The organism is Pseudomonas paracarnis (assembly GCF_904063055.1).
GTDB lineage: Bacteria > Pseudomonadota > Gammaproteobacteria > Pseudomonadales > Pseudomonadaceae > Aquipseudomonas > Aquipseudomonas paracarnis.
In genome coordinates this window covers 479,853-506,246 of sequence record NZ_CAJFCN010000003.1, presented here as the reverse complement: position 1 = coordinate 506,246, position 26,394 = coordinate 479,853, and the positions used below count along the sequence as shown (strand labels likewise).

General features: G+C 61.1%; 19 protein-coding genes. 15 read left to right on the top strand and 4 right to left on the bottom strand.

What is annotated here, in order from left to right; all coding sequences use genetic code 11:
- The first annotated feature begins 238 nt into the window (after window positions 1-238).
- From JMV15_RS09405 to JMV15_RS09360, 10 genes are all read left to right on the top strand, one after another.
- Window positions 239-1,237, top strand: a complete 999-nt coding sequence (locus JMV15_RS09405) for an alpha/beta fold hydrolase (protein ID WP_014718290.1) — start codon at window positions 239-241, stop codon at window positions 1,235-1,237.
- A gap of 295 nt (window positions 1,238-1,532) precedes the next feature.
- Window positions 1,533-2,813 (top strand): alkane 1-monooxygenase, encoded by a 1,281-nt coding sequence (locus JMV15_RS09400; protein ID WP_014718291.1) that lies wholly within the window; start codon window positions 1,533-1,535, stop codon window positions 2,811-2,813.
- A gap of 125 nt (window positions 2,814-2,938) precedes the next feature.
- Window positions 2,939-3,433, top strand: a complete 495-nt coding sequence (gene praA, locus JMV15_RS09395) for an alkane oxidation protein activator PraA (RefSeq protein WP_014718292.1) — start codon at window positions 2,939-2,941, stop codon at window positions 3,431-3,433.
- 134 nt (window positions 3,434-3,567) lie between these two features.
- Complete coding sequence (gene praB / locus JMV15_RS09390) at window positions 3,568-4,053, top strand: alkane oxidation protein activator PraB (RefSeq protein WP_014718293.1); 486 nt, start codon at window positions 3,568-3,570, stop codon at window positions 4,051-4,053.
- Between the two features lie 141 nt (window positions 4,054-4,194).
- Window positions 4,195-5,640 carry an outer membrane protein transport protein gene (locus tag JMV15_RS09385; RefSeq protein ID WP_014718294.1) on the top strand — a complete coding sequence of 482 codons (1,446 nt, stop codon included), beginning with the start codon at window positions 4,195-4,197 and terminating at the stop codon, window positions 5,638-5,640.
- 218 nt (window positions 5,641-5,858) lie between these two features.
- A complete protein-coding gene (locus JMV15_RS09380) occupies window positions 5,859-8,369 on the top strand; it encodes an acyl-CoA dehydrogenase (RefSeq protein ID WP_020301538.1) in 2,511 nt (836 codons plus the stop codon).
- A 152-nt stretch (window positions 8,370-8,521) separates the two neighbouring features.
- Window positions 8,522-9,865 carry a 3-oxoacyl-ACP reductase gene (locus tag JMV15_RS09375; RefSeq protein ID WP_069868434.1) on the top strand — a complete coding sequence of 448 codons (1,344 nt, stop codon included), beginning with the start codon at window positions 8,522-8,524 and terminating at the stop codon, window positions 9,863-9,865.
- Window positions 9,866-9,868: 3 nt separating this feature from the next.
- A complete protein-coding gene (locus tag JMV15_RS09370; protein WP_058410555.1) occupies window positions 9,869-10,759 on the top strand; it encodes a MaoC/PaaZ C-terminal domain-containing protein in 891 nt (296 codons plus the stop codon).
- A complete protein-coding gene (locus JMV15_RS09365; RefSeq protein ID WP_019820212.1) occupies window positions 10,756-12,054 on the top strand; it encodes an acetyl-CoA C-acetyltransferase in 1,299 nt (432 codons plus the stop codon). Before JMV15_RS09370 ends, JMV15_RS09365 begins: the two co-directional genes overlap by 4 nt.
- Window positions 12,055-12,085: 31 nt before the next feature.
- Window positions 12,086-13,789 carry an AMP-binding protein gene (locus tag JMV15_RS09360; RefSeq protein WP_014718299.1) on the top strand — a complete coding sequence of 568 codons (1,704 nt, stop codon included), beginning with the start codon at window positions 12,086-12,088 and terminating at the stop codon, window positions 13,787-13,789.
- A gap of 114 nt (window positions 13,790-13,903) precedes the next feature.
- On the opposite strand, the gene JMV15_RS09355 is transcribed toward JMV15_RS09360, so the two are convergent.
- On the bottom strand, window positions 13,904-15,019 hold the full coding sequence (locus JMV15_RS09355) for a Gfo/Idh/MocA family protein (protein WP_069868436.1): 1,116 nt from the start codon (window positions 15,017-15,019) through the stop codon (window positions 13,904-13,906).
- 431 nt (window positions 15,020-15,450) lie between these two features.
- Here JMV15_RS09355 and JMV15_RS09350 point away from each other — a divergent pair, with 431 nt between their 5' ends.
- The 5 genes from JMV15_RS09350 to JMV15_RS09330 all read left to right on the top strand — a co-directional run bounded on the left by JMV15_RS09350 (window position 15,451) and on the right by JMV15_RS09330 (window position 20,871).
- The gene (locus JMV15_RS09350; RefSeq protein WP_019820210.1) at window positions 15,451-16,488 is read left to right on the top strand and encodes a WD40/YVTN/BNR-like repeat-containing protein; all 1,038 of its coding nucleotides are present in this window, start codon (window positions 15,451-15,453) and stop codon (window positions 16,486-16,488) included.
- Window positions 16,489-16,506: 18 nt separating this feature from the next.
- A complete protein-coding gene (locus JMV15_RS09345) occupies window positions 16,507-18,882 on the top strand; it encodes an efflux RND transporter permease subunit (protein ID WP_019820209.1) in 2,376 nt (791 codons plus the stop codon).
- Between the two features lie 203 nt (window positions 18,883-19,085).
- The gene (locus JMV15_RS09340; protein ID WP_014718303.1) at window positions 19,086-19,373 is read left to right on the top strand and encodes a DUF5629 family protein; all 288 of its coding nucleotides are present in this window, start codon (window positions 19,086-19,088) and stop codon (window positions 19,371-19,373) included.
- Entirely contained in the window at window positions 19,363-20,535 is a 1,173-nt protein-coding gene (locus JMV15_RS09335; RefSeq protein WP_019820208.1) for a lactonase family protein, read from the top strand. Before JMV15_RS09340 ends, JMV15_RS09335 begins: the two co-directional genes overlap by 11 nt.
- 156 nt (window positions 20,536-20,691) lie before the next feature.
- Window positions 20,692-20,871, top strand: coding sequence for a hypothetical protein (locus JMV15_RS09330; protein ID WP_003190784.1), 180 nt, complete (start codon window positions 20,692-20,694; stop codon window positions 20,869-20,871).
- Between the two features lie 51 nt (window positions 20,872-20,922).
- Here JMV15_RS09330 and JMV15_RS09325 read toward each other — a convergent pair whose 3' ends face one another.
- Genes JMV15_RS09325 through JMV15_RS09315 form a run of 3 tightly spaced genes read right to left on the bottom strand, consistent with a single transcriptional unit; the run spans window position 20,923 to window position 26,389 of the window.
- A complete protein-coding gene (locus JMV15_RS09325; protein ID WP_019820206.1) occupies window positions 20,923-21,516 on the bottom strand; it encodes a glutathione S-transferase in 594 nt (197 codons plus the stop codon).
- Window positions 21,513-25,151, bottom strand: a complete 3,639-nt coding sequence (locus tag JMV15_RS09320) for an AAA family ATPase (protein ID WP_019820204.1) — start codon at window positions 25,149-25,151, stop codon at window positions 21,513-21,515. The genes JMV15_RS09325 and JMV15_RS09320 overlap by 4 nt, the downstream gene beginning before the upstream one ends.
- A complete protein-coding gene (locus JMV15_RS09315) occupies window positions 25,148-26,389 on the bottom strand; it encodes an exonuclease SbcCD subunit D C-terminal domain-containing protein (RefSeq protein WP_014718307.1) in 1,242 nt (413 codons plus the stop codon). Before JMV15_RS09315 ends, JMV15_RS09320 begins: the two co-directional genes overlap by 4 nt.
- Between the last annotated feature and the right edge of the window lie 5 nt (window positions 26,390-26,394).

The following is a 26,394-nucleotide window of genomic DNA, read 5'->3' as shown; positions in this document are numbered from 1 at the left end:
TTGTTTTGTCTTTTAGATAGAACACCATTGCAAAGGAAAATTGAATTATTTATTTTAAAAAAGATTTTAAATAATCTACCTGAAAAATTCGCCTACGCTAGGGCCTTGTTACGCATGAGCGATTTGTCCGACGGACGAACGTGGTATGCATGAAGTCTAGGTCCAGGGTGTGGACGATGGCTGGGGCCAGATCAATTCCGGTCGGGTCGCCAGCAGCAGGGAAGCAGAGGACCGAGCTATGGCTGTCGAATGGGTTGTCGCTGCGGGTGTGCTGGCGGGCGCCAGTGCTGCGTTATGGGGCTTGAGTGCCTGGATGACGCGGCGCATTGAAGCGACCGTGCCGATCAACGGGCGTTTCGTCGAGGTGGATGGCGAGCGCTTTCATTATGTCGAAGAGGGCAAGGGCCCGCCGCTGGTGATGATTCACGGGCTGATGGGCAGCAGTCGCAACCTGACCTATGCCTTGTCCGGCCAGTTGCGTGAGCATTTTCGGGTCATCAGCCTCGACCGGCCGGGCTCAGGCTATTCCACCCGGCACAGCGGCACGCCGGCAGACTTGCCGGCCCAGGCGCGACAAATCGCGGCCTTCATCAAGGCGCTGGATCTGGGCAAACCGCTGATACTGGGGCACTCCCTGGGCGGCGCGATTGCCCTGGCGCTGGCCCTCGACCATCCTCATGCGGTGTCCGGGTTGGTGCTGGTTGCGCCCTTGACTCACCCCCAACGCATGCTGCCGCTGGTGTTCCTGTCTCTGGCCGTGCGCCCGGCCTGGCTGCGGCGCTGGGTGGCGCACACCTTGACCTTGCCCATCGGGCTGCTGACCAAAGACTCGGTGGTGAAGGGCGTATTTGCCCCCGATCCTGCGCCGCCGGACTTCGCCACCCGTGGCGGCGGTTTGCTGGGCATGCGACCCGACAATTTCTACGCGGCGTCCACCGAGATCAACCGGGTCAACGACCACCTGCCGGAGATGGTCAAGCGCTACTCCCGATTGACCCTGCCCATCGGCCTGATCTACGGCGCGCAGGACAAGGTGCTCGACTTCCAGAAACACGGCCAGGCCTTGGCCAGCAAGGTGCCAGGGCTGAAAATGCAAGTGATCGAAGGCCGTGGGCATATGTTGCCGATCACCGCCACCGAGCGCGTGGCGGCGCTGGTGGAGCAGGTGGCCAAGCGGGCTCGACCCGGCGAGAGCGTCCGGCCGTTAAACCCACCTGTCGCCCTGGCGAGCCAGTAACAGTGCCACCTGACTGCGGCGCCTGGCGTTGACGCCTGCCCCTGAACACCTGACCAAACGGCTGAAAAGAGACTGCTCGGTCACGGAAAAAAGGGCTGGAGAAACTAGTTGACGACCTAACGATTCCGCGCTATTTATTTAAAAAAATTATTTCAATGTGTAATTTGAAATTATTTTTGAAATGCCTAAGAGCGAATAAAATAATGAAAAAAACGCCTTTTATCGCATGCATGATTTCTCGCAGCAGTCAGCGCACCGCTGCCGCATTGCCTACCGAATGTGTGCGGAGGCTGCCATGAACCAGACTCTGGCAGCTGCGACCGTGTGGGCCGACGGCAAACGCCACCTGTGGTGGCTGGGCATTATGCCGCTGGCGACGCCCTTGCTCTCCGGCGCCCTTGCCATCACCACAGGCGTGCAACAACTGTGGTGGGTGGGCGTGCTGGTGATCTTCGGCTTGATCCCGCTGATTGACGGCCTGCTCGGCGAAGACGTCAGCAACCCGCCCGAATCTGCGGTCAGCCACCTTGAATCCCAACGCTACTACCGCTGGATCGTCTACACCGGCGTGCTGTTTGTGATTGCCTCGGTGGTGATCACCGGTTGGCTCGCTGCGGGCGGTATCGACTGGATCATCAACGGCGGCCTGTTGCGGGCCACGGCCACCCTGGAACCCTCGAACTGGCTGGCCAGGACCGCCGCGTTCATCACCGCACGCACTGAACTTCACGGTGCAGTCAGCTGGTTGACGTATGTGGGCATGGCCATGTCCACCGGGGCCGCCACCGGCATTGCCATCAACACCGCCCATGAGCTGGGGCACAAACCCAAGCCCTTGGAAGTGTTCCTGGCCAAGGTCACCCTGGCGCCGACCTTCTATGGCCACTTTTACACCGAACATAACCGTGGCCATCACGTGCGGGTCGCCACGCCGGAAGACCCGGCCAGCTCGCGCCTGGGTGAAAGTTTCTGGGCATTCCTGCCGCGTTCGGTGTGGTTCAGCGCTGTGTCGGCCTGGAACCTGGAGCGCGAACGCCTGCGCAAACTCGGCCTGCCGGCCCTGCACTGGAAGAACGCGGTGCTCAGCGCCTGGATGTATAGCGTGGTGTTGTGGGGCGCAATGATTGCCTGGCTGGGGGCGGCGGTAATTCCGTTCCTGATTATCCAGGGCATCTACGGGTTCTCGTTGCTGGAAGTGGTGAACTATGTCGAGCATTACGGCCTCAAGCGTCAGAAGTTGCCCAATGGTCGTTATGAACGCTGCTCGCCGCGTCACTCGTGGAACAGTAATCGGATTGTCACCAATATCTTTCTGTTCCAGTTGCAACGGCACTCCGATCACCATGCCAACCCCACGCGCAGTTATCAGTCGCTGCGTCATTTTGATGAGTCACCGCAACTTCCCTATGGCTACGCCAGCATGATTGTCTGGGCTTATGTGCCGTACTTGTGGCGGCGTCGCATGGACCATCGTGTACTGAATCACTATGCCGGCGATATCAACCTGACCAATCTTCAGCCGTCAAAGCGTTTGAAGTATCTGGAGAAGTACAGCGGTAGTGCCAAGCCGTTTTGAGATGAAGTAAGCCTTCAGGGTGTACTCGGGATCTGTGTATCGCGCAGGTCCTTGTCGCCCGGCGTTTTGAGTGCAAGAACCTGGTTTGACCCTACAACAATAATTTCAAGGGAAGGACGTACACCATGCAAAGTTCTGCCAAGTTCACCGCCCACATCCTGTTGGCGGCCATGGGTTTGATTGCTTACCACCAGGCTCAGGCTGCGCGTATCGAACCTGCTGGCAGTGCCTTCACTGCCCAAGGACCTATCAGCTTTTCCAAAGGCAAGCTCATCAGTGCCGACTGCACCATCAAGGTAGCCGGCAAGGTTGCAGCCGATGGTTCATCGGTGAATGTCGACAAAGTCGAGTTCGACGGTGGCCTCAAGTGCAGCCGTGTCGAAGCCATCAACTTGCCTTGGGTGTTAATCGCCAAAGATACAAAAAGCGGCTCCATGTCGAAGATCAGCGTGGACGTGCATGCCTTTGGCCTGGGTGGCAAGTGTGGGCCGTCGACGGCCGACGGTACTTGGGATAACGCCACCGGCAAGTTGGAAGCCGCCGATGTTGCGATTGGCGAAGACTGCAAGATCAAGACGGTGTCGATCAAGATGCCGCCCAACTTCAAAGTTGTCGAATAACACGTTCCGACAGTTGTAGCGGTAAATGCATTGAAATTTGGCTGGAAAGGGAAGTTCTGCAGTTTCACCGTGACCTCTCGATCATGGCCATTACCCCTGGCGAAATGAATCGCCATAACATGTGAGGAAAAACAATGAAAAGCTTGAAAACCCTCGTTTGTGCAACTTCGTTTGCTCTGTGCTTTGGTGCCGCCTCCATGGCGAGCGCGGCGTCCGTTTCTCCAGACGGTCCGTTCTCGACTAATGCCGGTACCATCGTGGTGAAGTCGCCCTCATCCTTCGGTGCGGCAGTGACTTGCGGCATTACCTTTACCGGCAACGTTAGCGGTGGCGTGGCTTCTATCAACGGTGCGTCCTTGACCGGCGGCGGCCTGTGCGCACTGCCCACGCTGACTAACCTGCCTTGGGTTCTTACCGCAGCGACGGGCACCACCGGCACCGTGACCAACGTAGGCTACAAAATCTCCTCGATTCCGGCCACTAACTGCGGCCCTACCACCATTGCCGTGGCGTGGACTCCTGGTACCAAAACACTTTCGGCCACCAATCAGTCGCTGACCGGCAACTGCACCGTCGTATCGCTGAATGTTGTTGCCCCGACGCTGACGGTTAACCCGTAAGCATGTGACTCCAGAGGGCTGATCACCCGTGAAAGGCCGATGCCTCATGCGAGGCATCGGTTGGGCAGGGTACTTACGGTGTGCCTGCGGCCACACGACCCACCGGCAGGGGCCGGGCGAAATAATAATAAGGAGCAGCGCATGAATAATAAGAAACAACACGCTCACACGTTACTGGGGTTGGCGCTGTTGGGAGGTTTGATGACCACGGGACATGTGCAGGCGGGCGGCTTCTCCACGCCAACCTACGGTGCGCCTGGCTGGGGCCGCGCGTTTGGCGGCGGTTCATTGTTCAAGAACGACCCCAGTGCCGCGTACAACAACCCGGCGGCCATGGCGTTCATCGATTCAACTATCGCGCAGCAGACTGTCGATTATGCCCGGGTCAAGATCAAATATTCGGGTCAGGCTTTTGACCACAACGGTAATCCTGTGACCAATACGCCGGTATTGGATGATCAGGGCAGCATGGGCGATCCGACGCTCAATAACAATAACGGGGGGCAAGGTGGCTTTACCGCGTGGCTGCCAACCGGTTTCCTGGTGATCCCCATCGGCGACCGCTTTGCGTTTGGCTTGAGCCAGGTGGTCCCCCAGGGCATGAGAACAACTTGGAACGAAGACTCCAAACTGCGGGATTTTGCAGTCGACACCAAAATTGAGACCGTTGGCCTGACAGGCTCACTGTCGTTCAAGGTCAATGACCAGTTTTCGGTCGGCGGTGGCGCCATCGTCCAACGCAGCCAGGGATTTGTCAGCCAGAACGTCGACTTGCTGGCAGCGGCGGACGTCTCTCCCGGACTCGGCGGGACCGGCTTTCCGACCGGTGTAGGGCATTCGTTGATGCGTGTGAAAGTCGATAATATCTCGGTCGGTTGGTTTGGCGGTGTGGTATGGAAGCCGACGGCGCAAGACACACTGGGCTTGAACTATCACGCCAAAATCAAAAACAAGATGACCGGCAAATACAATGTCTATACGGATGCTATCGGTCGCAACGCGATGACCAATCCTATTGGACCGAACGGCGAAACATTGGTTGAAATGGCGTATCCGGGGCTGAAGCTTTTCCCGGACGGGGCGCATGCCAGCACTCAGTTGGATATTCCGGCTACTGCGGCGATTGACTGGGTCCACCAGTTCAATGATCGCTGGACATTAGGTGTCAGCGCCCAGTGGACTGAATGGTCTTCGTTCAAAGACCTGACACTCAAGTCGCAAGGCTCGACTATTGTTGCCATCCCGTACAACTACAAGAACGCCTGGATGACCTCGATCGGTGGCGACTATAAAGCCACTGACGAACTTACCCTGCGTGCCGGTGTAGCTTACGACCAGACACCTACCCGTAACTCCACGCGTGACCCCCGGATCCCCGACGGCGACCGCTATTTCTTGGCGTTTGGTGCCGGTTATGACATCAAGGCTGTGCCTGGTCTGTCAGTGGATGCCGCGTATTCGCACCAATTCGTCCAGAAGGTCAATCTGAAGACCAAGAACGTTGATCGTCTCGGAGCCGCCCAACTGGACGGCAAAGCCGAATCTTCAGGTGATGTGGTCAGTCTGTCGGCTACCTACAAGTTCTAAAGGGCACGTGGAGCAGTTGTCGAGCAGGGTTCCCAGTGCACCTGGAGACCCTGCAGGGGCTGTTTAGGCTGTTCTGGTTCCTTATTCCACAAGGCTGAGTCGTTCAGCCTGATTTTTTTTCGTCAACATACTAAATAAAAATTTCAAAACATTATTTGAATTTATGATTTGAAGTTTGTAGTGTGGTTTTACGCCCTGAATCAAGTAGAGGTATCCCCATGCTTATCTGGTTATTGGTGGGTCTCGCCGCCGCGATTGCCCTGGCGTATCGACAAGCCGCCGCCACCCTCTGGCTGGGCGCTGGCCTGGTCTGGTTAGCGGCGGGTTATCTGTTCAACGCGGTGGCCGTGCCGGGCATTACCCTGGCGGCGGTATTGGTGGTGGTGCCCGCCTTGGTGCTGGCAATCAAACCCCTGCGCCGCAAGCTGCTGACTACCAAGGCCTTGGGCCTGTTTCGTACAATCATGCCGGCGATGTCCGATACCGAGCGTGCGGCCATCGAGTCCGGCACGGTGTGGTGGGATGCCGAGCTGTTCAGCGGCAAACCCGACTGGCAGCGCCTGCTGCAAGCCGCGCCGGCCAGCCTGAGCGCCGAGGAGCAAGCTTTCCTCGACAACGAAGTCGAAACCCTGTGCGACATCGCCAACGACTGGGAAACCACGCAAGTCTGGCAGGACATGTCCCCCGAGGGCTGGCAGTACACCAAGGAGGCCGGGTTCCTCGGCATGATCATTCCCAAGCAGTACGGCGGCAAAGGCTTCTCCCACTACGCCCATTCCCAGGTGGTGATGAAGCTGTCGACACGTTGCTCGGCGGCAGCCATTTCGGTGATGGTGCCCAACTCCCTGGGCCCGGCCGAGCTGCTGCTGCATTACGGCACCGACGCTCAGCGCAACTACTACCTGCCGCGCCTGGCACGCGGTGACGATATTCCGTGTTTCGCCCTGACCAGCCCGTATGCCGGCTCCGATGCCGGCGCGATCCCTGACCTGGGCATCGTCTGCAAAGGCATGCATGAGGGCGAGGAAGTACTGGGTTTCAAAGTGACCTGGGACAAGCGCTACATCACCCTCGGCCCGATTGCCACGGTGCTGGGCCTGGCGTTCCGCGCCGAAGACCCGCAGGGCTTGCTTGGCGCGCCTGGTTCCCTGGGCATTACCTGTGCGTTGATCCCCACCTCCCACCCAGGGGTAAACAGCGGCCGGCGTCACTGGCCGTTGAATGCGGTTTTCCAGAACGGTCCTACTACCGGCAAGGATGTGTTCATTCCCTTGGAGTGGGTGATCGGTGGTCGCGAACAAATCGGCAACGGCTGGCGCATGTTGATGGAATGCCTGGCGGCAGGCCGGGCGATTTCCCTGCCATCGGCCAACGTCGGCCTGGGTAAAGTGGCGGTGCGCGGTACCACAGCCTATGCGGCGATGCGCAAGCAATTCGGCCTGCCCATCGGCAAGTTCGAAGGTGTACAGGCGCCGCTGGCGCGCATGGCCGGGCATCTGTATGCCTGTGATGCGGTGCGCAAGGTGTCGGTGGCATCCCTGGACGCCGGCGAGAAACCGTCGGTGATCTCGGCCATTGCCAAGTACCACGTCACCGAGCGGGCGCGCATCATCGTCAACGACGGCATGGACATCGTCGCCGGCAAAGGCATCTGCATGGGCCCCAATAACTTCCTCGCCCGTGCCTACCAGCAAAGCCCCATCGCCATTACGGTGGAGGGTGCGAACATCATGACCCGCTGCCTGATCATCTTTGGCCAGGGCTTGATTCGTTGCCATCCCTACGTGTTCCGCGAGATGGAAGCGGCGCACAACCCCGACCGGCGCAAGGCCCTGGAAGACTTCGACAGCGCAATGTTTGGCCATGTGAGTTTTGTCGTGGCCAACACCGTACGCGCAGCGGTGCATGCCCTGACCGGCGGACGCCTGATTGCGGCCCCGGCCAAGACCGACTCGGCGCTGGCTGCCTACTACCGCCAGGCCAATCGGCTGTCGGTGGTGCTGGCGCTGATCTCGGATATTTCCATGGGCGTGCTGGGCGGTGCCCTCAAGCGCAAGGAAAGTATTACCGGGCGCCTGGGGGATATTTTGTCGCAGTTGTACATCCTGTCTTGCGTGCTCAAGCGCTTCGAGGATGACGGCAGGCCCCAGGCGGACTTGCCGCTGGTGCACTGGGCGGCCCAGGACGCCTTGTTGCGCGCCCACGAAGCCTTGGCCGAAGTGCTCGACAACTACCCTTCAAAGCCCGCAGCAGCAGTGGTGCGTGCGTTGAGTTTTCCGTTTGGCATCCCGCAGCGCAAACCGTCGGATCGCCTGTTGGCGCAGGTGGCGGAGGTGGTGCAGACCCCTGGCGAAACCCGCGACCGTTTGCTGGCCAACTCCTACATTCCCCGTCCGGAAGTCGACAAGCTGGCCTACGGCGAATTGGGTTTCCGTTTGCTGCCCCAAGTGGAGCTGATCGAGGCGCGGCTCAAGCCCGCCATCAAGCAAGGTTTGCTCGGTCCGCTGCCGATCTCTGCCACGGCCTTCACCGACTGGCGCGTGAAGGCGCGGGCGCTGGATTTGATCAGCGACGACGAAGACGCCTTGCTGGCGCGCTATGTGGAATACGCCGACCACGGTATCCAGGTGGACGACTTTCCCCAGGACTTTGGTTTGCTGGAGGCCCTGCAGCAGCGTAAGCAGGCGCTCGAGCCGGTGGCCAAACGGCGCAGCGCTCCGGTCAATTAAGAGAAACCCGGTCCACCTGTGGGAGCTGGCTTGCCTGCGATGGCATCACCTCGGTTTGACTGATACACCGAGTCGTCGGCATCGCAGGCAAGCCAGCTCCCCCATTCGATCGGGTTTACAAGACAGCCATTGTGTTGTGAGTGGAACCCTCTATGAGTGACAGCTACCTTTCGTTCGTCAATTCCCCCTGGGGCCGGCGTCTGGCCCAGGCGGTCGGCTTGCCGCAACCCTTGCCCCTGCAACGGCATCGCAGCGGCCAGGCCGGCCTGGCTAATCCTGTGATCATCGCCGGGGCAGGGCGGCTGGTGGCCTCGGTGCAGCGCGTGTTCAGCGCCACCGACACCGTCGCCGCGAGCCCGGCGACGCTCAAGGCACCGTCCACGGTCAAGGTGCAAGGCGCGGTGTTCGACGCCAGCGGCGTGACCGACCTGCAGCAGCTGGATGAGCTCTACCTGTTCTTTCACAGCAACGCCAAGCGCCTCGGCCAGCATGGCCGGGTGGTGGTACTCGGCACGGCACCCGAGCATTGCGACGACTTGCCCCAGGCCATCGCCCAACGCGCCCTTGAAGGCTTGGTGCGGTCGCTGGCCAAGGAACTGCGCCGCGCGATTACCGTGCAACTGCTGTACGTGGCGCCGGGCGAGGAAGACGCGCTGGACAGCAGCCTGGGGTTTTTCCTGTCGCGCCGCTCCGCCTATGTCTCGGGGCAGGTGGTGCGCCTGGAAAAACCGGTCGATGACCACGCCGCCATCAACTGGGACAAACCCTTTGCCGGCAAACGTGCCCTGGTCACCGGCGCCTCCCGTGGCATCGGCCTGGCGATTGCCCAGGTGCTGGCGCGCGACGGTGCCCATGTGGTGTGTGTGGACGTGCCCCAGGCCCAGGAAGCCTTGCAGCAGGCGGCGACCAGCGTGAGCGGTTCGGCGTTGCCCCTGGATATCACCGCCGCCGACACCGCCTCACTGTTGCAAACCCACGTCAGCCAATACGGCGCCTTTGATGTGGTGGTGCACAACGCCGGCATCACCCGCGACAAGACCATCGCCAAAATGACCGAGGCCGCCTGGCGCAGTGTCCTGGCGGTCAATCTCGAAGCGCCGTGGCAGCTCAGTGAGGCTTTGCTCGACAGTCAGGGTTTGAACCCTGGTGGGCGCATTGTGTGCGTGTCGTCGATTTCCGGTATCGCCGGCAACCTGGGGCAGAGCAACTACGCCACGTCCAAGGCCGGGGTGATCGGCCTGGTACAGGGCCTGGCGCCGCGTGCGGCAGCCCGGCAGGTCACGGTGAACGCGGTGGCACCCGGCTTTATCGAGACCCAGATGACCGCGAAGATCCCGCTGATGATCCGCGAAGCGGGGCGGCGCATGAATTCGTTGTCCCAGGGCGGGCAACCCATCGACGTGGCCGAGACCATCGCCTGGCTGGCGCATCCGGCGTCGGGCGGCGTCACTGGCCAGGTGGTGCGGGTGTGCGGCCAAAGCCTGTTGGGAGCCTGACCGATGGACTACGTGACACAGATCATCGACCCACCGCCGTCGCGCACGCAGTTGTTGCTCGACGGCCTGCGCGCCTTGCGCAAACCCAAGCCCGACGGTGCGCCGCCATTGCCCACCGCACGCCTGGTGCGCAGCGCGGTGGAGCTTTCGTCGGCCGGTATCGCCGCTTACTCACGGGCGTGTGGTTTTCGTCGCGAGCAGGGCGTGCCATTGTCCTATCCCCATGTGCTGGCGTTCCCACTGCACCTCATGCTGCTGACTCGGCCAAGCTTTCCCTACCCGGCCAGTGGCATGGTGCACCTGGCCAATCGTATTCGTCAGCACCAGCGCTTGCACGAGGGCCAGGCGTTGCGCCTGGAGGTGTATTGCGAGCGCTGGGTGGCCCATCTCAAAGGGCAGGCGTTGAGCATTGCTACCCGTGCCTACAGCCAGGAAACCCTGGTGTGGGAAAGCGATAGCCTGTATTTGCGCCGTGACGTCAGCAATCCGGTGGGTGAACCCTGGAATGACCCTCTGCCACTACAGGAAGACGGCCTGTTACGCACCCAGCGCTGGGTACTGCCCGCCGACCTGGGGCGACGCTTTGCCAAGGTCTCGGGGGATTTCAATCCCATTCACACGTCGGTCATCGGTGCCAGGCTCTTCGGCTTTCGTCGCGCCATCGCCCATGGCATGTGGACCCTGGGCCGCGCATTGGCAGCGCAACAGCCGCCCGGTGGCCTGGACCAGGCCGAGGCACATTGCGACTTCAAATTGCCGATCTTCCTGCCCGGCCAGGTCGCCCTGTGGCGCCACCCGGCGAGCGGGCCACGGCGCGAGTTCGAAGTGCGCAATTTTGTCGGGGACAAGCCCCATATGCGCGGGCTATTCATTTGGAAAGAGAGTCAGCAATGAGTGACTACAGTTTTACCCCGGCCCCGACCCGCCGCGTGGCGATTATCGGCGGCAACCGTATTCCATTTGCGCGCTCCAACACGGTGTATGCCCACGACAGTAACCAGGACCTGCTGGTCGCCGCCCTGCAAGGATTGGTGGAGCGCTACAACCTGCACGGCCAACGCCTGGGTGAGTTTGCTGCCGGAGCGGTGATCAAGCACTCGCGGGATTTCAACCTGGCCCGCGAGGCGCTGTTGTCCACCACGTTGTCTGCGCAAACCCCTGCCTATGATGTGCAACAAGCCTGTGGCACAGGGCTTGAAGCTGCGCTGCTGGTGGCGAATAAAATCGCCCTCGGCCAGATCGAAGTGGGCGTTGCCGGTGGTGCCGACACCACCTCCGACGCGCCCATTGGCATCAACGAATCCTTGCGCCATACCTTGCTCGCGGCCAATCGCGCCAAAAGCCTGGGCGACAAGCTCAAGGCCTTGATGAAAGTGCGCCCATCGATGCTGTTCAAACCATTGCTGCCGCGCAATGGCGAGCCGCGCACCGGGCTGTCCATGGGCGAGCACTGCGAAGAAATGGCCAAGCGCTGGCAGATCAAGCGCCTGGCCCAGGACGAGCTGACCCTCACCAGCCACCAGCGCCTGGATGCGGCCTATCAACGCGGCTTCTTCGACGACCTGATCAGCCCCCACCGCGGCTTGGCCCGTGACAACAACCTGCGTGCCGATATCAGCCTGGAAAAGCTCGCCGGCTTGTCGCCGGCCTTCGACCGCCAGAACGGCACGCTCACCGCCGGCAACTCCACGCCCCTGACCGATGGCGCCTCGGTGGTGCTGCTGGCCAGTGAAGAATGGGCCGCCGCCCATGGCTGGCCGGTGTTGGCCTACTTGCGCACGGGCGAAACGGCTGCGGTGAATTTTGTCGACGGCACCGAGGGCCTGCTGATGGCGCCGGCTTACGCCGTGCCACGCATGCTTGCTCGGGAAGGCTTGAGGTTTGCCGACTTCGATTTCTTCGAGATCCACGAAGCGTTCGCCGCCCAGGTGCTGTGCACGCTCAAGGCCTGGGAAGACCCGCAGTATTGCCGCGAGCGACTCGGCCTTGACGCCCCCCTGGGCGCCATCGACCGGGCCAAGATGAACGTCAACGGCGGCTCACTGGGTTGCGGCCATCCCTTTGCGGCCACCGGTGGCCGGCAGCTGGCGGCGCTGGCCAAGGCTATCCATGAACGCGGTGGCGGTCGCGGCCTGATCTCGATCTGCGCGGCGGGTGGGTTGGGCATCACCGCCATCGTCGAAAAGTAGCGCTATCAAAAACAACAATAAGGACACTGCGATGAACGCGATCAGCCTGGAACACACCGAACGCATCTGGTTGAACACATACCTGCCTGGCGTGCCGGCGGATATAGAGGCCGGGATCGAGGACTACCCCTCGTTGCGCGAAGTGTTCCTTGAGCACCTGGAAAAATTCCGTGAGCGGGTGGCCTACGTCAGCATCGGTACTGAAATGACCTATGCCGATTGGCGCACCCAGGGCATTGCCTTTGCCGCCTGGCTGCAGGACCAGGGCGTGAAGAAGGGCGATCGCGTGGCCCTGATGATGCCCAACTGCTTGCAGTACCCGATCTGCCTGCTGGGCACGATCCTGGCCGGGGCGGTGGTGGTCAACGTCAACCCGTTGTATACCGCCCACGAGCTCAAGCACCTGCTCAAGGACAGTGGTGCCGAAACCGTGGTGATCTTCGAAAATTTCGCGCATACCCTGGAAAAAGCCATGGTTGGCAGCAGCGTCAAGCGTGTGGTGGTCGCGGCGATCGGTGACTTGCTGGGCACCTTCAAGGGCGCGGCAATGAACTTCATCCTGCGCAGCGTGCAGAAGCAGGTACCAGCCTTCAGGCTGCCCGGCTCGCTGCGTTTCAACCAAGTGCTCAAACAGGGCAGGGCCATGCACCATTTACCGGTCAGCCTGCACCGCGATGAACTGGCCTTCCTGCAATACACCGGCGGCACCACCGGTGATGCCAAGGGCGTGATGCTCAGCCACCGCAATATCATCGCCAACCTGCTGCAAGCCAAGGCCTGGGTCGGTGATCAGTTAAACCTGCACAAGCAGGAAACCAACGTGACCTTGCTGCCGCTGTACCACATCTTCTCCCTGACGGTGAACTGCCTGATGTTCATGTGCCTGGGCGGGCGCAATATCCTCATCGCCAACCCTCGGGACGTGAAGCGCGTGCAGATGATCCTGCGCAAGGAACGCTTCAATGGCATCGCCGGGGTGAACACGCTGTTCAATGGCTTGCTGGAAAACAAGGAGTTCTGTGCACGGGACTTTTCCGACCTGCGCCTGGTGATTGCTGGCGGCATGGCCACCCACACCGCCGTGGCCAAGCGCTGGAAAGAGGTGACCGGGCTGCCGATCATCGAAGGCTACGGGCTGACCGAATGCTCGCCCGTGGTGAGCATCAGCCCTATTGATATTTCCCGCATGCGCGAGATGGAATTCACCGGCAGCATTGGCGTTCCATTGCCCTCGACCTGGGTGCGCTTCTTGCGCGAAGACGGCGAACTGGCGGATATCGGCGAGCAAGGCGAGTTGCAAGTACGTGGCCCGCAAGTGATGCAGGGCTACTGGCAACGGCCGAAGGAAACCGCCGAGGTGCTGGATGCCGAGGGCTGGCTGTCTACCGGGGATATCGGCGTGATGGACGCACGCGGGTATATCCGCCTGGTGGACCGCAAGAAGGACATGATCCTGGTCTCGGGCTTCAACGTGTACCCCAATGAAATCGAGGACGTGGTGGCCATGCACCCTGGGGTCGCCGAAGTGGCCGCCATTGGTGTGGAAGATGCGGTGACCGGGGAGAAAGTCAAGATCATCGTCGTGCGCAAGGACCCGAGCCTGACACAGGAGCAGATTCTTGCGCACTGCCGAGAGTACCTGACGGGGTACAAGCTGCCTAAATATGTGGAGTTCCGCACCATGGAATTGCCCAAGACCACGGTGGGCAAAGTGCTGCGCCGGGCCTTGCGCTGATTGAATGGTTCAGATGACCAAATGTGGGAGCGGGCTTGCTCGCGAAAGCGGCGGTTCAGGCACTGAATGTGCCGACTGACACAGCGTATTCGCGAGCAAGCCCGCTCCCACTGTTTAAACCGTGCCCACTTTCACCCAGCGTTCCTCAAGGGCGGCCACTCGAATCGCCGTCGCCAACCGCTCCACCTCCCAGGCCGCCTCAAAGTCCGTCCCCTGGGCCCCTTGGCCGGCCAGCGCCATGATCAACTCGTGCACTTCCAACGTCTTCAATTCGTTGTAACCCAACTGGTGCCCCGCCGCCGGGCTGAATGCCGCATAGCCGGGCAGGGCAGGGCCAGCCAGAACGCGCTGGAAGCCGTCCTGGCCGATGCGGTACAGGCGCAGTTCATTCAAGCGTTCCTGGTCAAACGCCAGCGTGCCTTGGGTGCCGCTGATCTCGAAACTCAGATGGTTTTTGTAGCCGTGCTTGAGCCAACTGCTGCTCACCGTGCCACGGGCGCCGTTGGCGAAGCGCAACAGGGCATGCACCTGGTCATCCACGGCAATGGCTTTTGAGGTTGGGCTGCCGGCGGTGGCGGGGCGCTGGCCGTGCACGGTCTGGGTGTCGGCACAGACATGAGTGACCTCGCCCACCAGATAGCGGGCCATCGACAGCAAATGGCTGCCCAGGTCAGCCAGGGCGCCGCCAGCATGCTCCACTTCGCAGCGCCACGACCAAGGGGAGGCCGGGTCGGCCATGAAGTCTTCGCTGAACTCACCCTGGAAGCTGATGAGTTGGCCCAGTTCGCCTTGGGCGATCATCTGCCGCGCCAACACGATCATCGGGTTGTGCTGGTAGTTGTAACCCACCCGCGTTACCACTCCGGCGGTATGGGCGGCGCGGCGCATGGCGTCGGCTTGTTCAAGGCTGACGGCCAGGGGTTTCTCGCAATACACCGCTTTACCCGCCGCAATCGCGGCCATGGCCATGGGGTAATGCAAGTGGTTGGGGGTGGTGATAGCCACGACATCGACCTTGGGGTCATTGATCAACGCTTGCCAGTCGCCATGGGCCTGGGCAAACCCCCAGGCGCTGGCGCAACGCTGGGCGCGTTCGGTGTCGGCATCGGCCAGGGCGGCCAGCTTGAGCTGCACGGGCAGTTCAAATACCGCCCGAGCGTTGTTGAACGCCAGCGCGTGGGCGCGGCCCATGAAGCCTGTGCCGATCAAGCCGATTCCGAGTTCACGCATCGTCGTGGTCCTTTGGATTATTGTTTTCAGGAACGCCATTAATGGAATAAAAATTCACCAAATTCAATAGATGGAATAAAAATTCATTTCTCCTGATCGTTCCCACGCTCCGCGTGGGAATGCCGCCCGGGGCGCTCTGCGCCCCGCTGTTTGCGCGGAGAGGACGCAGAGCGTCAGGGGATGCATTCCCACGCGGAACGTGGGAACGATCACGTGGGGCCATCATTTCAGCTGATGTAGCTATATTCAGCACATGGCCAAACGCCGCCAGTTAACAAAAGATAACGTAGCGCCGATTGTCAGACGATTCCAAAGCCCGATAGGATGGCCCCTGCTTCCTCCAGGCGCTCTAGATTGCAGGTTTCAAGGTCCTGGAACAGAAGACGACCTAACAATAATAAATGGGAGAAAGGTCTATGAGTGAGCCTGTCATGGGTTGGGTTGTTTGCCGCCCACGCGCCGCACGCAGGGTTGCGTTGCTGGCCACAGCGCTCTCGCTGCTTGCTGGCAGCGCATTGTCGCTGCCGGTTCTGGCTGCCAGCGATACCCCCGCCGCCGCAGTCTTTGCAATTGAATCCCCCAGGGCCGTCAAAGGCTTGATGATCGACGTGGTTCACGCAGGCAAGCGCCTGGTGGCGGTCGGTGATCGTGGGCATATCCTCTATTCCGATGACCAGGGCAACACCTGGACCCAAGCCAAAGTGCCCACTCGGCAACTGCTCACGGCGGTGTTTTTCGTCGATGACCAGCACGGCTGGGCCGTCGGCCATGATGCGCAGATTCTTGCCAGTACCGATGGCGGCGCCACGTGGACCCAGCAATATCAAGACCTCAAGCGCGAAGCACCGTTGCTCGATGTGTGGTTCAACGACGCCAACCACGGCCTGGCCGTGGGCGCCTACGGTGCGCTGATCGAAACCACCGACGGCGGCAAAACCTGGAACGATGTCAGCGAGCGTCTCGACAACGAAGACCAGTACCACCTCAACGCCATCGCCCAGATCAAGGGCGCCGGCCTGTTTATTGTCGGTGAGCAAGGCAGCATGTTTCGCTCAAGCGACGACGGCCAGACCTGGGAAAAACTCGAAGGCCCCTACGAGGGTTCGCTGTTTGGCGTGATCAGCACCGCACAGCCGCAAACCCTGCTGGCGTATGGGCTGCGCGGCAACCTCTACCGCTCCACCGATTTCGGCAGCACCTGGGAGCAGGTCCAGTTGAACGCGGCGCGTGGCGCGTTGGAGTTTGGCCTGTCGGGGGCGACCTTGCTGGAGGACGGTTCCATTGTTGTGGTCGGCAACGGCGGCAGCGTGGTGGTCAGCCATGACGACGGCCAGACCTTCAGTGTGTTCAATCGCCCGGACCGCATTTCACTCTCAGCGGTCACGGCAGCAGGCAATGGCAATTTGGTCCTCGCGGGGCAGGGTGGCGTGCGGGTTGCCACATCGGCCGGCGCAGAGCTCTCAAAATAATAAGAAGGCGGGGATCCAATGAGCAGTCATCACAACGATAAAGCGACCTTTCTTGAGCGTCTGATCTTCAACAATCGCCCGGCGGTGATCGTCATCTGCCTGCTGGTGAGCCTCTTCCTGTTCTGGCAGGCGACCTTGATTCGCCCGTCCACCAGCTTTGAAAAGATGATCCCCCTCAAGCACCCCTTCATTGAAAAGATGATGGAGCACCGCAACGACCTAGCCAACCTGGGCAACACCGTGCGTATTTCGGTAGAGGCCAAGGACGGCGACATCTTCACTAAGGAGTACATGGAGACCCTGCGCCAGATCCACGACGAGGTGTTCTACATCTCTGGTGTGGACCGCTCGGGCCTCAAGTCGCTGTGGAGCCCCAGCGTGCGCTGGACCGAGGTGACCGAAGAAGGGTTTGCCGGCGGGGAAGTGATCCCGCAGAGCTACAACGGTTCGCCGCAGAGCCTCGACCAGTTGCGCAATAACGTGCTCAAGTCCGGCCAGGTCGGGCGGCTGGTGGCCAATGACTTCAAGTCGAGCATCGTTGATATCCCGCTGTTGGAGTCCTACCCGGACCCGCAGGACCAGGGCAAGTTGCTGGCCCTGGACTACCGCAAGTTCTCCCATGAACTGGAAGACAAGATCCGCGACAAGTTCGAAACCCAGAACCCCAACGTCAAGATTCATATTGTCGGCTTTGCCAAAAAGGTCGGCGACCTGATCGATGGCCTGGTGATGGTGGTGCTGTTCTTCGGCGTTGCGTTCGTCATCACCCTGATTCTGCTGCTGTGGTTCACCAACTGCCTGCGCAGCACCATCGCGGTGTTGAGCACGACATTGGTGGCGGTGGTCTGGCAACTCGGGCTGATGCACTTCTTCGGTTTCGGACTGGACCCGTATTCAATGCTGGTGCCGTTCCTGATCTTCGCCATTGGCATTTCCCATGGCGTGCAAAAGATCAACGGCATTGCCCTGCAATCCAGCGAGGCAGACAACGCCCTGACCGCTGCGCGGCGCACCTTCCGGCAACTGTTCCTGCCGGGGATGATCGCCATTCTGGCGGATGCGGTGGGCTTCATCACGCTGCTGATCATCGACATCGGCGTGATCCGCGAACTGGCTATTGGCGCGTCCATCGGCGTGGCGGTGATCGTGTTCACCAACCTGATCCTGCTGCCGGTCGCGATTTCCTACGTGGGCATCAGCAAGCGTGCCATCGCCAAGAGCAAGAAAGACGCGAACCGCGAACACAGCTTCTGGCGCCTACTGTCCAAATTTGCCAGCCCGAAAGTCGCGCCGGTGTCGGTGTTCCTCGCCTTGATCGCCTTTGGTGGTGGCCTCTGGTACAGCCAGAACCTGAAGATCGGCGACCTGGACCAAGGCGCACCGGAATTGCGCCCGGATTCGCGCTACAACAAGGACAACAACTTCATCATCAACAATTACTCCACCAGCTCCGACGTGCTGGTGGTGATGGTCAAGACCAAGGCCGAAGGCTGCTCGCGCTATGAAGCCATGGCGCCCATCGACCAGTTGATGTGGAAGATGCAGAACACCGAGGGCGTGCAGTCGGCGATCTCGTTGGTGACCGTGTCCAAGCAAATGATCAAGGGCATGAACGAGGGCAACCTGAAATGGGAAACCCTATCGCGCAACCCGGATGTGCTGAACAACTCCATCGCCCGTGCCGATGGCTTGTACAACAACAATTGCTCCCTGGCGCCAGTGTTGGTGTTCCTCAACGACCACAAGGCCGAAACCCTCGACCGTGCCGTGCATGCGGTGCAGGACTTCGCGAAGGAAAACAACAAGGACGGCCTGGAATTCATCCTCGCAGCGGGTAATGCCGGGATCGAAGCGGCCACCAACGAGGTGATCAAGGAGTCGGAGCTGATCATCCTGATCCTGGTGTACCTGTGCGTGGCGACCATGTGCATGATCACCTTCCGCTCCTGGGCGGCGACCCTGTGCATCGTGTTGCCGCTGGTGCTGACCTCGGTACTGGGCAACGCACTGATGGCGTTCATGGGCATTGGCGTCAAGGTCGCGACCTTGCCGGTGGTGGCCCTGGGTGTGGGGATTGGCGTGGACTACGGCATCTACATCTACAGCCGCCTGGAAAGCTTCCTGCGCGCCGGCCTGCCGCTACAAGAGGCGTACTACCAGACGCTGAAATCCACCGGCAAGGCCGTGCTGTTTACCGGCCTGTGCCTGGCCATCGGCGTGTGCACCTGGATCTTCTCGGCCATCAAGTTCCAGGCCGACATGGGGTTGATGTTGACCTTCATGTTGCTGTGGAACATGTTCGGCGCGCTGTGGCTGTTGCCGGCGCTGGCGCGATTCCTGATCAAGCCTGAGAAGCTGGCAGGGCAGAAGGGCAACTCGTTGTTCGCGCACTGATCCTGCTCCCAAATGGCGAGATCGGGCTTGTGTGGGAGCGGGCTTGCCTGCGATAGCATCGCCGCGGTGTCACTGATACACCTCGGCATCTGCATCGCGGGCAAGCCCGGCTCCCACACATCGCTCCCACATGGGTGCGGTGTTCAACCTCTAGGCTACAGCCTGGGCTATCATTGCGGCTTTCCCCAAAATGATTGACTGCCATGACTGCCGACACCCTGACTCGCGTCCTTGCTACCAGCGATATGCTGATCATCAATGGGCTGCACGCCTTTGACTTCGAGCTTGATCAGCAACTGCAGATCCAAAGCATGGATGGCCGGGAACTCAAGCGCTGGACCTTCAGTCCAGAACAGTTGGAGGCGGCTACCTTTGACGAGAGCTTGCAAAGCTGGTTGCTGATCAACGACGACGGTGAACACCGTCTGGTCTGCTTGAGCGCCATCCAGGGCGACAACAATAACGACGAGGACGAAGCAGATGATGCGTAAATTCTGGCCCCTGCTGATGGCAGGCAGTGTCGGTGCGATGTCGGTGCAGGCCGCACCGGCCGATATCCATGAACTGTTGGTCGGCAGCTATACGGCCGGCACCAGTGAAGGGATCTACCGCCTGCAATTCGACAGTAGCACCGGGCAGTTCAGCGGCAAGCCGGTGCTGGCGGCGAAAACCGCCAACCCTTCCTGGCTGACGATTTCCAAAGACCAGAAGCAGTTGTTTGTGGTCAATGAAAACGGCCCCGGCCAGGAAGACCCGGTGGGGCGTGTCAGCAGCTATAGCATCGACCCCCAGAACCACCAGTTGACCCTGATCAACCAGGTGCAGAGCCTGGGCAATGAGCCGACCCATTCCAGTGTGGCCGCCGATGGGCGCTACCTGTTCGTCGCCAACTACTCGGTGGTGGAAGACCCGGGTGGCAGCCTCGCGATCCTGCCGGTGGATGCCAGCGGCAAGCTGTCGGCACCGGTGCAGTTGAGCGGGCACCCGGCCAGCCGTGTGAACCCGGAGCGCCAGGCGTCCAATCATGTGCATTCGGTAGTGTCGTCGCCGGACGGCAAGTATGTATTTGTGCAGGACCTGGGGGCGGACAAGGTGTTTGCCTACCGCTACGACCCCAAGGCCAATCATGAGCTGCCACTGACGGCGGCCGACCCGGCGTCGGTGCAGTTGCCACCGGGCAGCGGCCCGCGTCACTTGCTGTTCAGCGCGGACGGCAAGCACGCCTGGCTGACCACTGAGATGAGCGCCCAGGTAGCCGTGTTCGATTACAACGACGGCAAGCTGACGCAAACCCAGTTGCTCGACTATGCCGCCGGCCAACCGGTGTCCGACAAAGCCGGTGCGGCGTTGCATGCGTCAAACGACGGCAAATTCCTGTACGTGAGCAACCGTGGCACGGCCAATCAGATGCTGGTGTTCAGCATCGACCCGGCCACCGCGCACCTCAAGGAAATCCAGCGCCGCTCTGTCGAAGGCGACCATCCGCGTGAGTTCAGCCTCGACCCTAGCGGCAAATTCCTGCTGATCGCCAACCAGAAAAGCAATGAAATTGTCGTCGTCGAGCGCGACCCCAAGACCGGCCTGCTGGGTAAAACCGTGCAGAAATTGCCGATTGATGCCCCCAGTGACCTCAAGTTCCTGGTGCGTCAATAAGCCACAGGCCCCGCACTGCGGGGCCTGAGCCTTTGTATTAATCGCAGTGATAACGGCTACTGTTTCAAAGCATTTCTAAGGTTCAACCCTCGGGCGTAAGTTGGGTTCCAAGGCCTTCCCAGGCCACCCAACCAAACGCACACAAGGGTTACCGCCATGAATTTCAATCTCTTCTCGATCATTGCTGCTTCTGCTGTTTCCGCCACCGTGGCATTGCCTGCCGCCGCCAGCGTGGAAGTCACCGGCAAAAAATCCAATGTCACGGCCTATACCCAGAAATACCTGCAACAGAGCGCCAATTTCTATGCGGCGCTGGATCACAAGACCCAGCACTGAGCCACGGTCCAATGTGGGAGCAGGCAAGCCAGCTCCCACATTGGAATGGCCTCAGGGTTTTGCCATCACTGCTATAAACAACGGTGAATCCAGAAACCGCTGTAACCAGGCCTGCAAACGCCGATAGGGCGTGCCCGCAAACCACTCCCGATTCACATGGGCAAACTGGCGCACAAACGGCGCCAGCGCTGCATCTGCCAAGCTCAGGTGATCGGCGAGTAGATACTCACGGTCTGCCAGCAAATCTTCCAGCTTGCGCAAGAACACCTCGCCCTCGGCCCGATAGTGTTCCATCGGTTGCTCCGGGTAGCGCTCGGCGTACTTGTATCGATTCAAATGATGTTTGAACACCTGGTCATTTTCTTCAATCAGCGCATACACCGCCGGATCGCCCTGTAGCCGCCAGTTTTCGGGGTCGTGCTGGGCCAGCGCCCACTGCATGATCTCCAGGCTTTCTTCGATCACTCGCCCTTCGACGCTCAACACCGGCACCGTGCCCTTGGGCGACAGCGCGAGCATCTCGGCCGGCTTGGCTTTCAGGCTGACTTCGACGATGCTCACCGCAACGCCGGAATAACGCAGCGCCAGTCGCGCGCGCATTGCATAGGGGCAGCGCCGGAACGAATAAAGCAGCGCTTCGCTCATTTGACCTCCAACGTGCTCAGGCCATTGCCCTGGCGCTTTACCTGGATCTGCACCGGGATGCGTTCATGCATTTCCTGTACGTGGGAGATCACCGCCACCTTGCGACCCTGGGCCTGCAAACCATCCAGAGCGTCCATCGCCAATTGCAAGGACTCCGGATCAAGGCTGCCAAAACCTTCGTCGATAAACAGCGACTCGATCTTCAAGGTGCTCGACGCCATCGAGGCCAGCCCCAACGCCAGTGCCAACGACACCAGGAAGGTTTCGCCACCGGACAGGGAATGCACCGAGCGCAGTTCATCGCCCATCTCTGTGTCCATCACCAGCAGCCCCAGCATGCTGCCGCCGCGTTTAAGCCGGTAGCGGCGCACCAGTTGGCGCAGTTGCACGTTGGCATGGTGCACCAGCAAGTCGAGGTTGTAGGCCTGGGCGATCTTGCGGAAGGTGTCGCCGGTGGCCGAGCCGATCAGCGCATTCAGGCGTGCCCAGCGCTGCCACTGCTCGTAAGCCTTGGCAATCTGTTCGGCCAGGGCCTGGTTGGCATTCTGGCGGCGCTGGTCTTCGGACTGGCGTGCGCGCAGTTCGGCGCAGTGTTTCTCACCCTCGAGCAATTGTTGCTCAAGCGTTGCCAGGGTGGCGGCCAACTGCTCGGCCTCCAGGTTGCCATTGTGCAGGGCCTGGTGTTCGGCCAGGCGCTGTTCGCGCTCGTGCAGCAGAACCTTGGCTTGCTCGACGGCCTTTTCGCTGCTGTGCAGGTGCTGGCGCAACTGCGCGACCTGGGCTTCATCAAGGGCCAACAGGCGTGCCAGGCCCTGATCATCCAGGTCTGGGTGCAGGGCGCGCCATTCGCCGATGCGTGTCGCAAGGGCTTGCTGCTCCGCCTCCAATGCCTGCTGGTGGTGCTGTTGGGCCTTGAGGTCGGCGGCCAGCTGTACCTGGGCCGTGTGCACGGCGTGCAGTTCCTGGTTGGCGTCCGTCTCGCTTTGGCGCGACTGCGTGACGGCTTGCTCCAGCTGCTGTTGCCACTGCTCGGCGCTGGGGTGGTCCCCTAGCAAGGCGCGGAGTTTTTCCTGGACGGCGTGTTGCTGGTCGGCCAGCTCGGCGACTTGCAGATTCAAGGCGTCGAGTTGCTGCTGACGATGCTGTTGGTGAGTGTGTTGTTTCTCGATGGCCTGTTGGCGCTCCTGCTGCTCGGCCTGCTCATCGCGTTGATGGCCCAACTGCTCAAGGCGCTGGCTGACCTGCTGGTCGAGCTGCATGAAGGTCGCCGCAGGCGCGCTGCGCAAGCCTTCCAGCGTTTCGCTGGGCAACAGGCTGGCGAAGGCGCTGAGTTCCGCCTCCAGGCGTTCGCGGTCGCCGGCCAGTTGCCGTTGTTGGTCCACCAGCAATTGCCGGGCTTGCTGGCTGGCGTCCTGGGCCGCTTGCAATTGTTGCTGCAAGCGCCCGGCGTTCTGTTGCAGGTTGAGCAGGGCGCCTTGGCGTTGTTCGTCCTGGCTGATGCTTTGGGTCAATTGGGCCAATTGCTGGGCCAGCCAAGGGCTGCGCTTGGCGGCGTCCTGGGCGAGCAGCGAGGCCGACAGTGGGTGGGCTTGCAGGCTCGGTGCCAAACTCTGCTGCTGCATGGCCAACTGTTCCTGTTGTTGCAGGAACTCTTTTTGCTGAGCGATCAGGCCGCCCACTTCACCGCGCAGTTCGGTAAGTTGTTCCTTGAGGCTGTCGACGGCTTTCTGCGCAGCCGCCTCTTCACTTTCATCATGGCGACCCAGGCTCTGTAGCAGAGCCTCGGGCTGGTGATAGGGGTGTTCGTGGCTACCGCACACCGGGCAGGGTTGGTCATCCTGCAACTGCTCGCGTAATTCCTCGACGCTGGCACTGCGGGCCAGGCGTTGGCGCTCAAGCAGTTGCTTGGTCACCGTCAGGGTTTGTTCGGCAACGGTGAGTTCGGCCTTGGTTTGCAGGCCGGTCTGGTTCAGTTGTTCGCGTTTTTGCGCGGCCTCGGCGAGCCTTTGCGTGAGCGCAGAGGCCTGTTGATCCAACTGTTGCTGGCTGTCCCACAAGCGGGCCAGGTCTTCGAAGGCGCGCTGTTGCTTGCGATTGTCTTGCAGCAGGCTGGCCAGTAACTGGATTTGTTCGGCCACCGCGTGCGGTTCGGCACCGGCCTCGTGGTAGAGCAAATCCAGGGCTTCGCGCTGTTGGGTGAACTGTTCAATGGCGGCGCTGGCGCGCTGTTCGAGCTGCCCCAGCTCGGCCTGGCCTTGGTTGAGGCGATTGCCGATCAACACCAACTGTTGCAGGCGGTCACGGTAGGCGTTCCAGGCATCGCTCAGCGGCGCGAGGGCGGCGCTGTGCTCAAGCTCGGTGGCTAGGCGTTGCAGGCGCTCGGTGCCTTGGGCCTGCGTGTGTTGCAAACCGTCGAGCAGGGCCTGGCCTTCGGTGCAGGCGCTTTCGTGCTGGTGTTTTTCCTCGTTGCGCTTGGCCAGTTCGCGGCTCACGTGGGCGAGGGTGTTTTGCTCTTCGATGGCCTGGCGCAGCAGGGGCGCGGCGTCGGCCTGGTGTTTCAGGGCCTCGGCCAGTGCTGCCTGGGCGGCCACTTGCTGGTGTTGCGCCTGTTCCTGGCGGGTGTGCAGGGCGGTTTGTTGCTCGAGGTGCTGGGCAATCTGTGCCGCCAGGGGCGTCAGCAAGGTGGCGAGTTCTGCCTGGCGCAGGAAGTGATGGCGTTGCGGTGCTAACTGCTCCAGAAGGCTCAGGTCCTGGCGTTGCTGACCTTGGTCGGCCCAGGTCTGCTCGTCGCGTTGCAGTTGCTCCACAGCATGCTGATGGCGCTCCTGCCATTCACGCAGCTCCTTGAGCCAGGTGTGCTGCAACTCCAGCTGCTTGAGCTGGGCTTGCTGGCTCTTGAGCTGCTGCTGGGCTTGGGCCAACTGTTGATCCAGCTCGGCGCGGGCTTCGGGGGCCAGGGGCACCACGCCGGTGGCTTGGTCCTGTAGCTGTTTGTGGGCGTCCTTGGCCTCTTTGGCCTTGTCGAACGCACGGCGGCCGAGCTGGGTGTAGAGCGCGGTGTCGGTGAGCTTTTCCAGCAGTTCGCTGCGCTCATTGTCATTGGCCTTGAGGAAGGCGCTGAACTCGCTTTGCGCCAGCAGCACCGCACGGGTGAACTGTTCGAAGTTCAGGCCCAGGGCCAATTCCAGCTGGGTCTTGTATTCGGTTTTCTGGCTGGCCAGCAGTTGGTCGCTGTCCAGGTCGATCAGGCTTTGCCGGCTGTTCTGTAACTTGCCGCTGGCCTTGTCGCGGGCGCGGTTGGCTTCCCAGCGGGCGCGGTAGCGACGGCCACTGACACCGACAAAATCCACCTCGGCATAGCCGCCGCCAGTGCCGCGGCGAATCAGGGTGCGCGGGTCGCCGATGGAAATGTCCGTGTCGGCATCCGGCATTTTGGCCTGGCCGGTATCACCCAGGCGCGGTACCGCGCCAAACAGCGCCAGGCACAACGCATCGAGCAGGGTGCTTTTCCCCGCGCCAGTCGGCCCGGTGATGGCGAACAGGCCAGCACTGGCCAGGGGCTCGGCGGTAAAGTCGATTTCGAACGGGCCCGCCAGGGAGGCGAGGTTTTTCAAGCGGATGGCGAGGATCTTCATGGCTGTTCGCCCTCCTGTTGCACTTCCTGGAGCAGCACGGCGAAGTCCTTCAAGGTCTGTTCATCCACGTCACTGCCGTAGCTGTCCTGCCAGGCGCGGCTGAACAACTCCTGGGGCGTGAGCTGGTCGAGTTCGATCAGTTGCGCATCGTCTGCCTCTGCGCTGCCGCGTGTGCCGGCATAGTCGGCGGCGATCCGCACCAGGCGCACGGCCTTGCCTTGCAACGCGGTTTCGATCTGCTGGCGCAGGTCCGGTTGCGGCTCGTCGAGGCGCACGCGCACTTCCAACCAAGGGTGGCGCTGGGTTTCGGCGAGCAGGTCGATGTCGGGCAGTTCACCCAGTTGCTTGAGAATATCGGCCAGGGGCGCAGCTTCCAGGCGTTGCAGGTTGACGGAGCGGGGAATCAGGATCGGTTCACAGCCCACCAGCCGTTCGCCCTGGAACGTCACGTCGAGAATCTGGTGCTTGTAGCCGATTTCGGAGAACGACAGGGGGATTGGCGAGCCGCTGTAGCGAATGCGCTCCTCGCCATTGACCTTTTGCGGCTTGTGCAAATGGCCGAGGGCCACATATGCCACGCTTCGGTCGAACAGTGTGGCGGGCAGCGCCTCGGCATTGCCGATGATCAGGCTGCGTTCGGAGTCTTCGGATACCGACCCACCGGCCATGTGCGCATGGCTGATGGCTATCAACGCCTGGCCTTTGTTGCGCTTGGCATTGGCGGCCGCGATCAGCCATTCATGCACTTGGCCGATGCCGCGCAGGTAATCATCGCCCAGCTGTGCGCCGGTGACTTCCGCCGGGCGCAGGAAGGGCAGCGCCAGGCACCAGGCGGCGATCTTGCCTTTGGCATTGGGCAGCGGGATCAGCAGGCGGTCGGCATCCAGTTGCCCGTCATCCAGCCACAGCACTCGGCCCAGGGCATGGGTGCGCAAGCGGCGCATCAGAGGCGCAGGCAGCTCAATGCGCGAACCGGAGTCATGGTTGCCGGCAATCATCACAATGGTCAGTGTCGGCTGTTGTTCGTGGGCGCTGATGATGAAGTCATACAAGCGCTCCTGGGCCTTGAGCGGCGGGTTGACCGTGTCGAAGATATCGCCGGCGATCAACAGCACGTCCGGGCGCTGTGCCTTGAGTTGGCCCAGCAGCCACTCAAGGAAACAGGCGTGTTCGAAGTCGCGTTCCTGGCCGTGGAGGTTTTGGCCCAAGTGCCAGTCGGAGGTATGAAACAGACGCAAGGCGA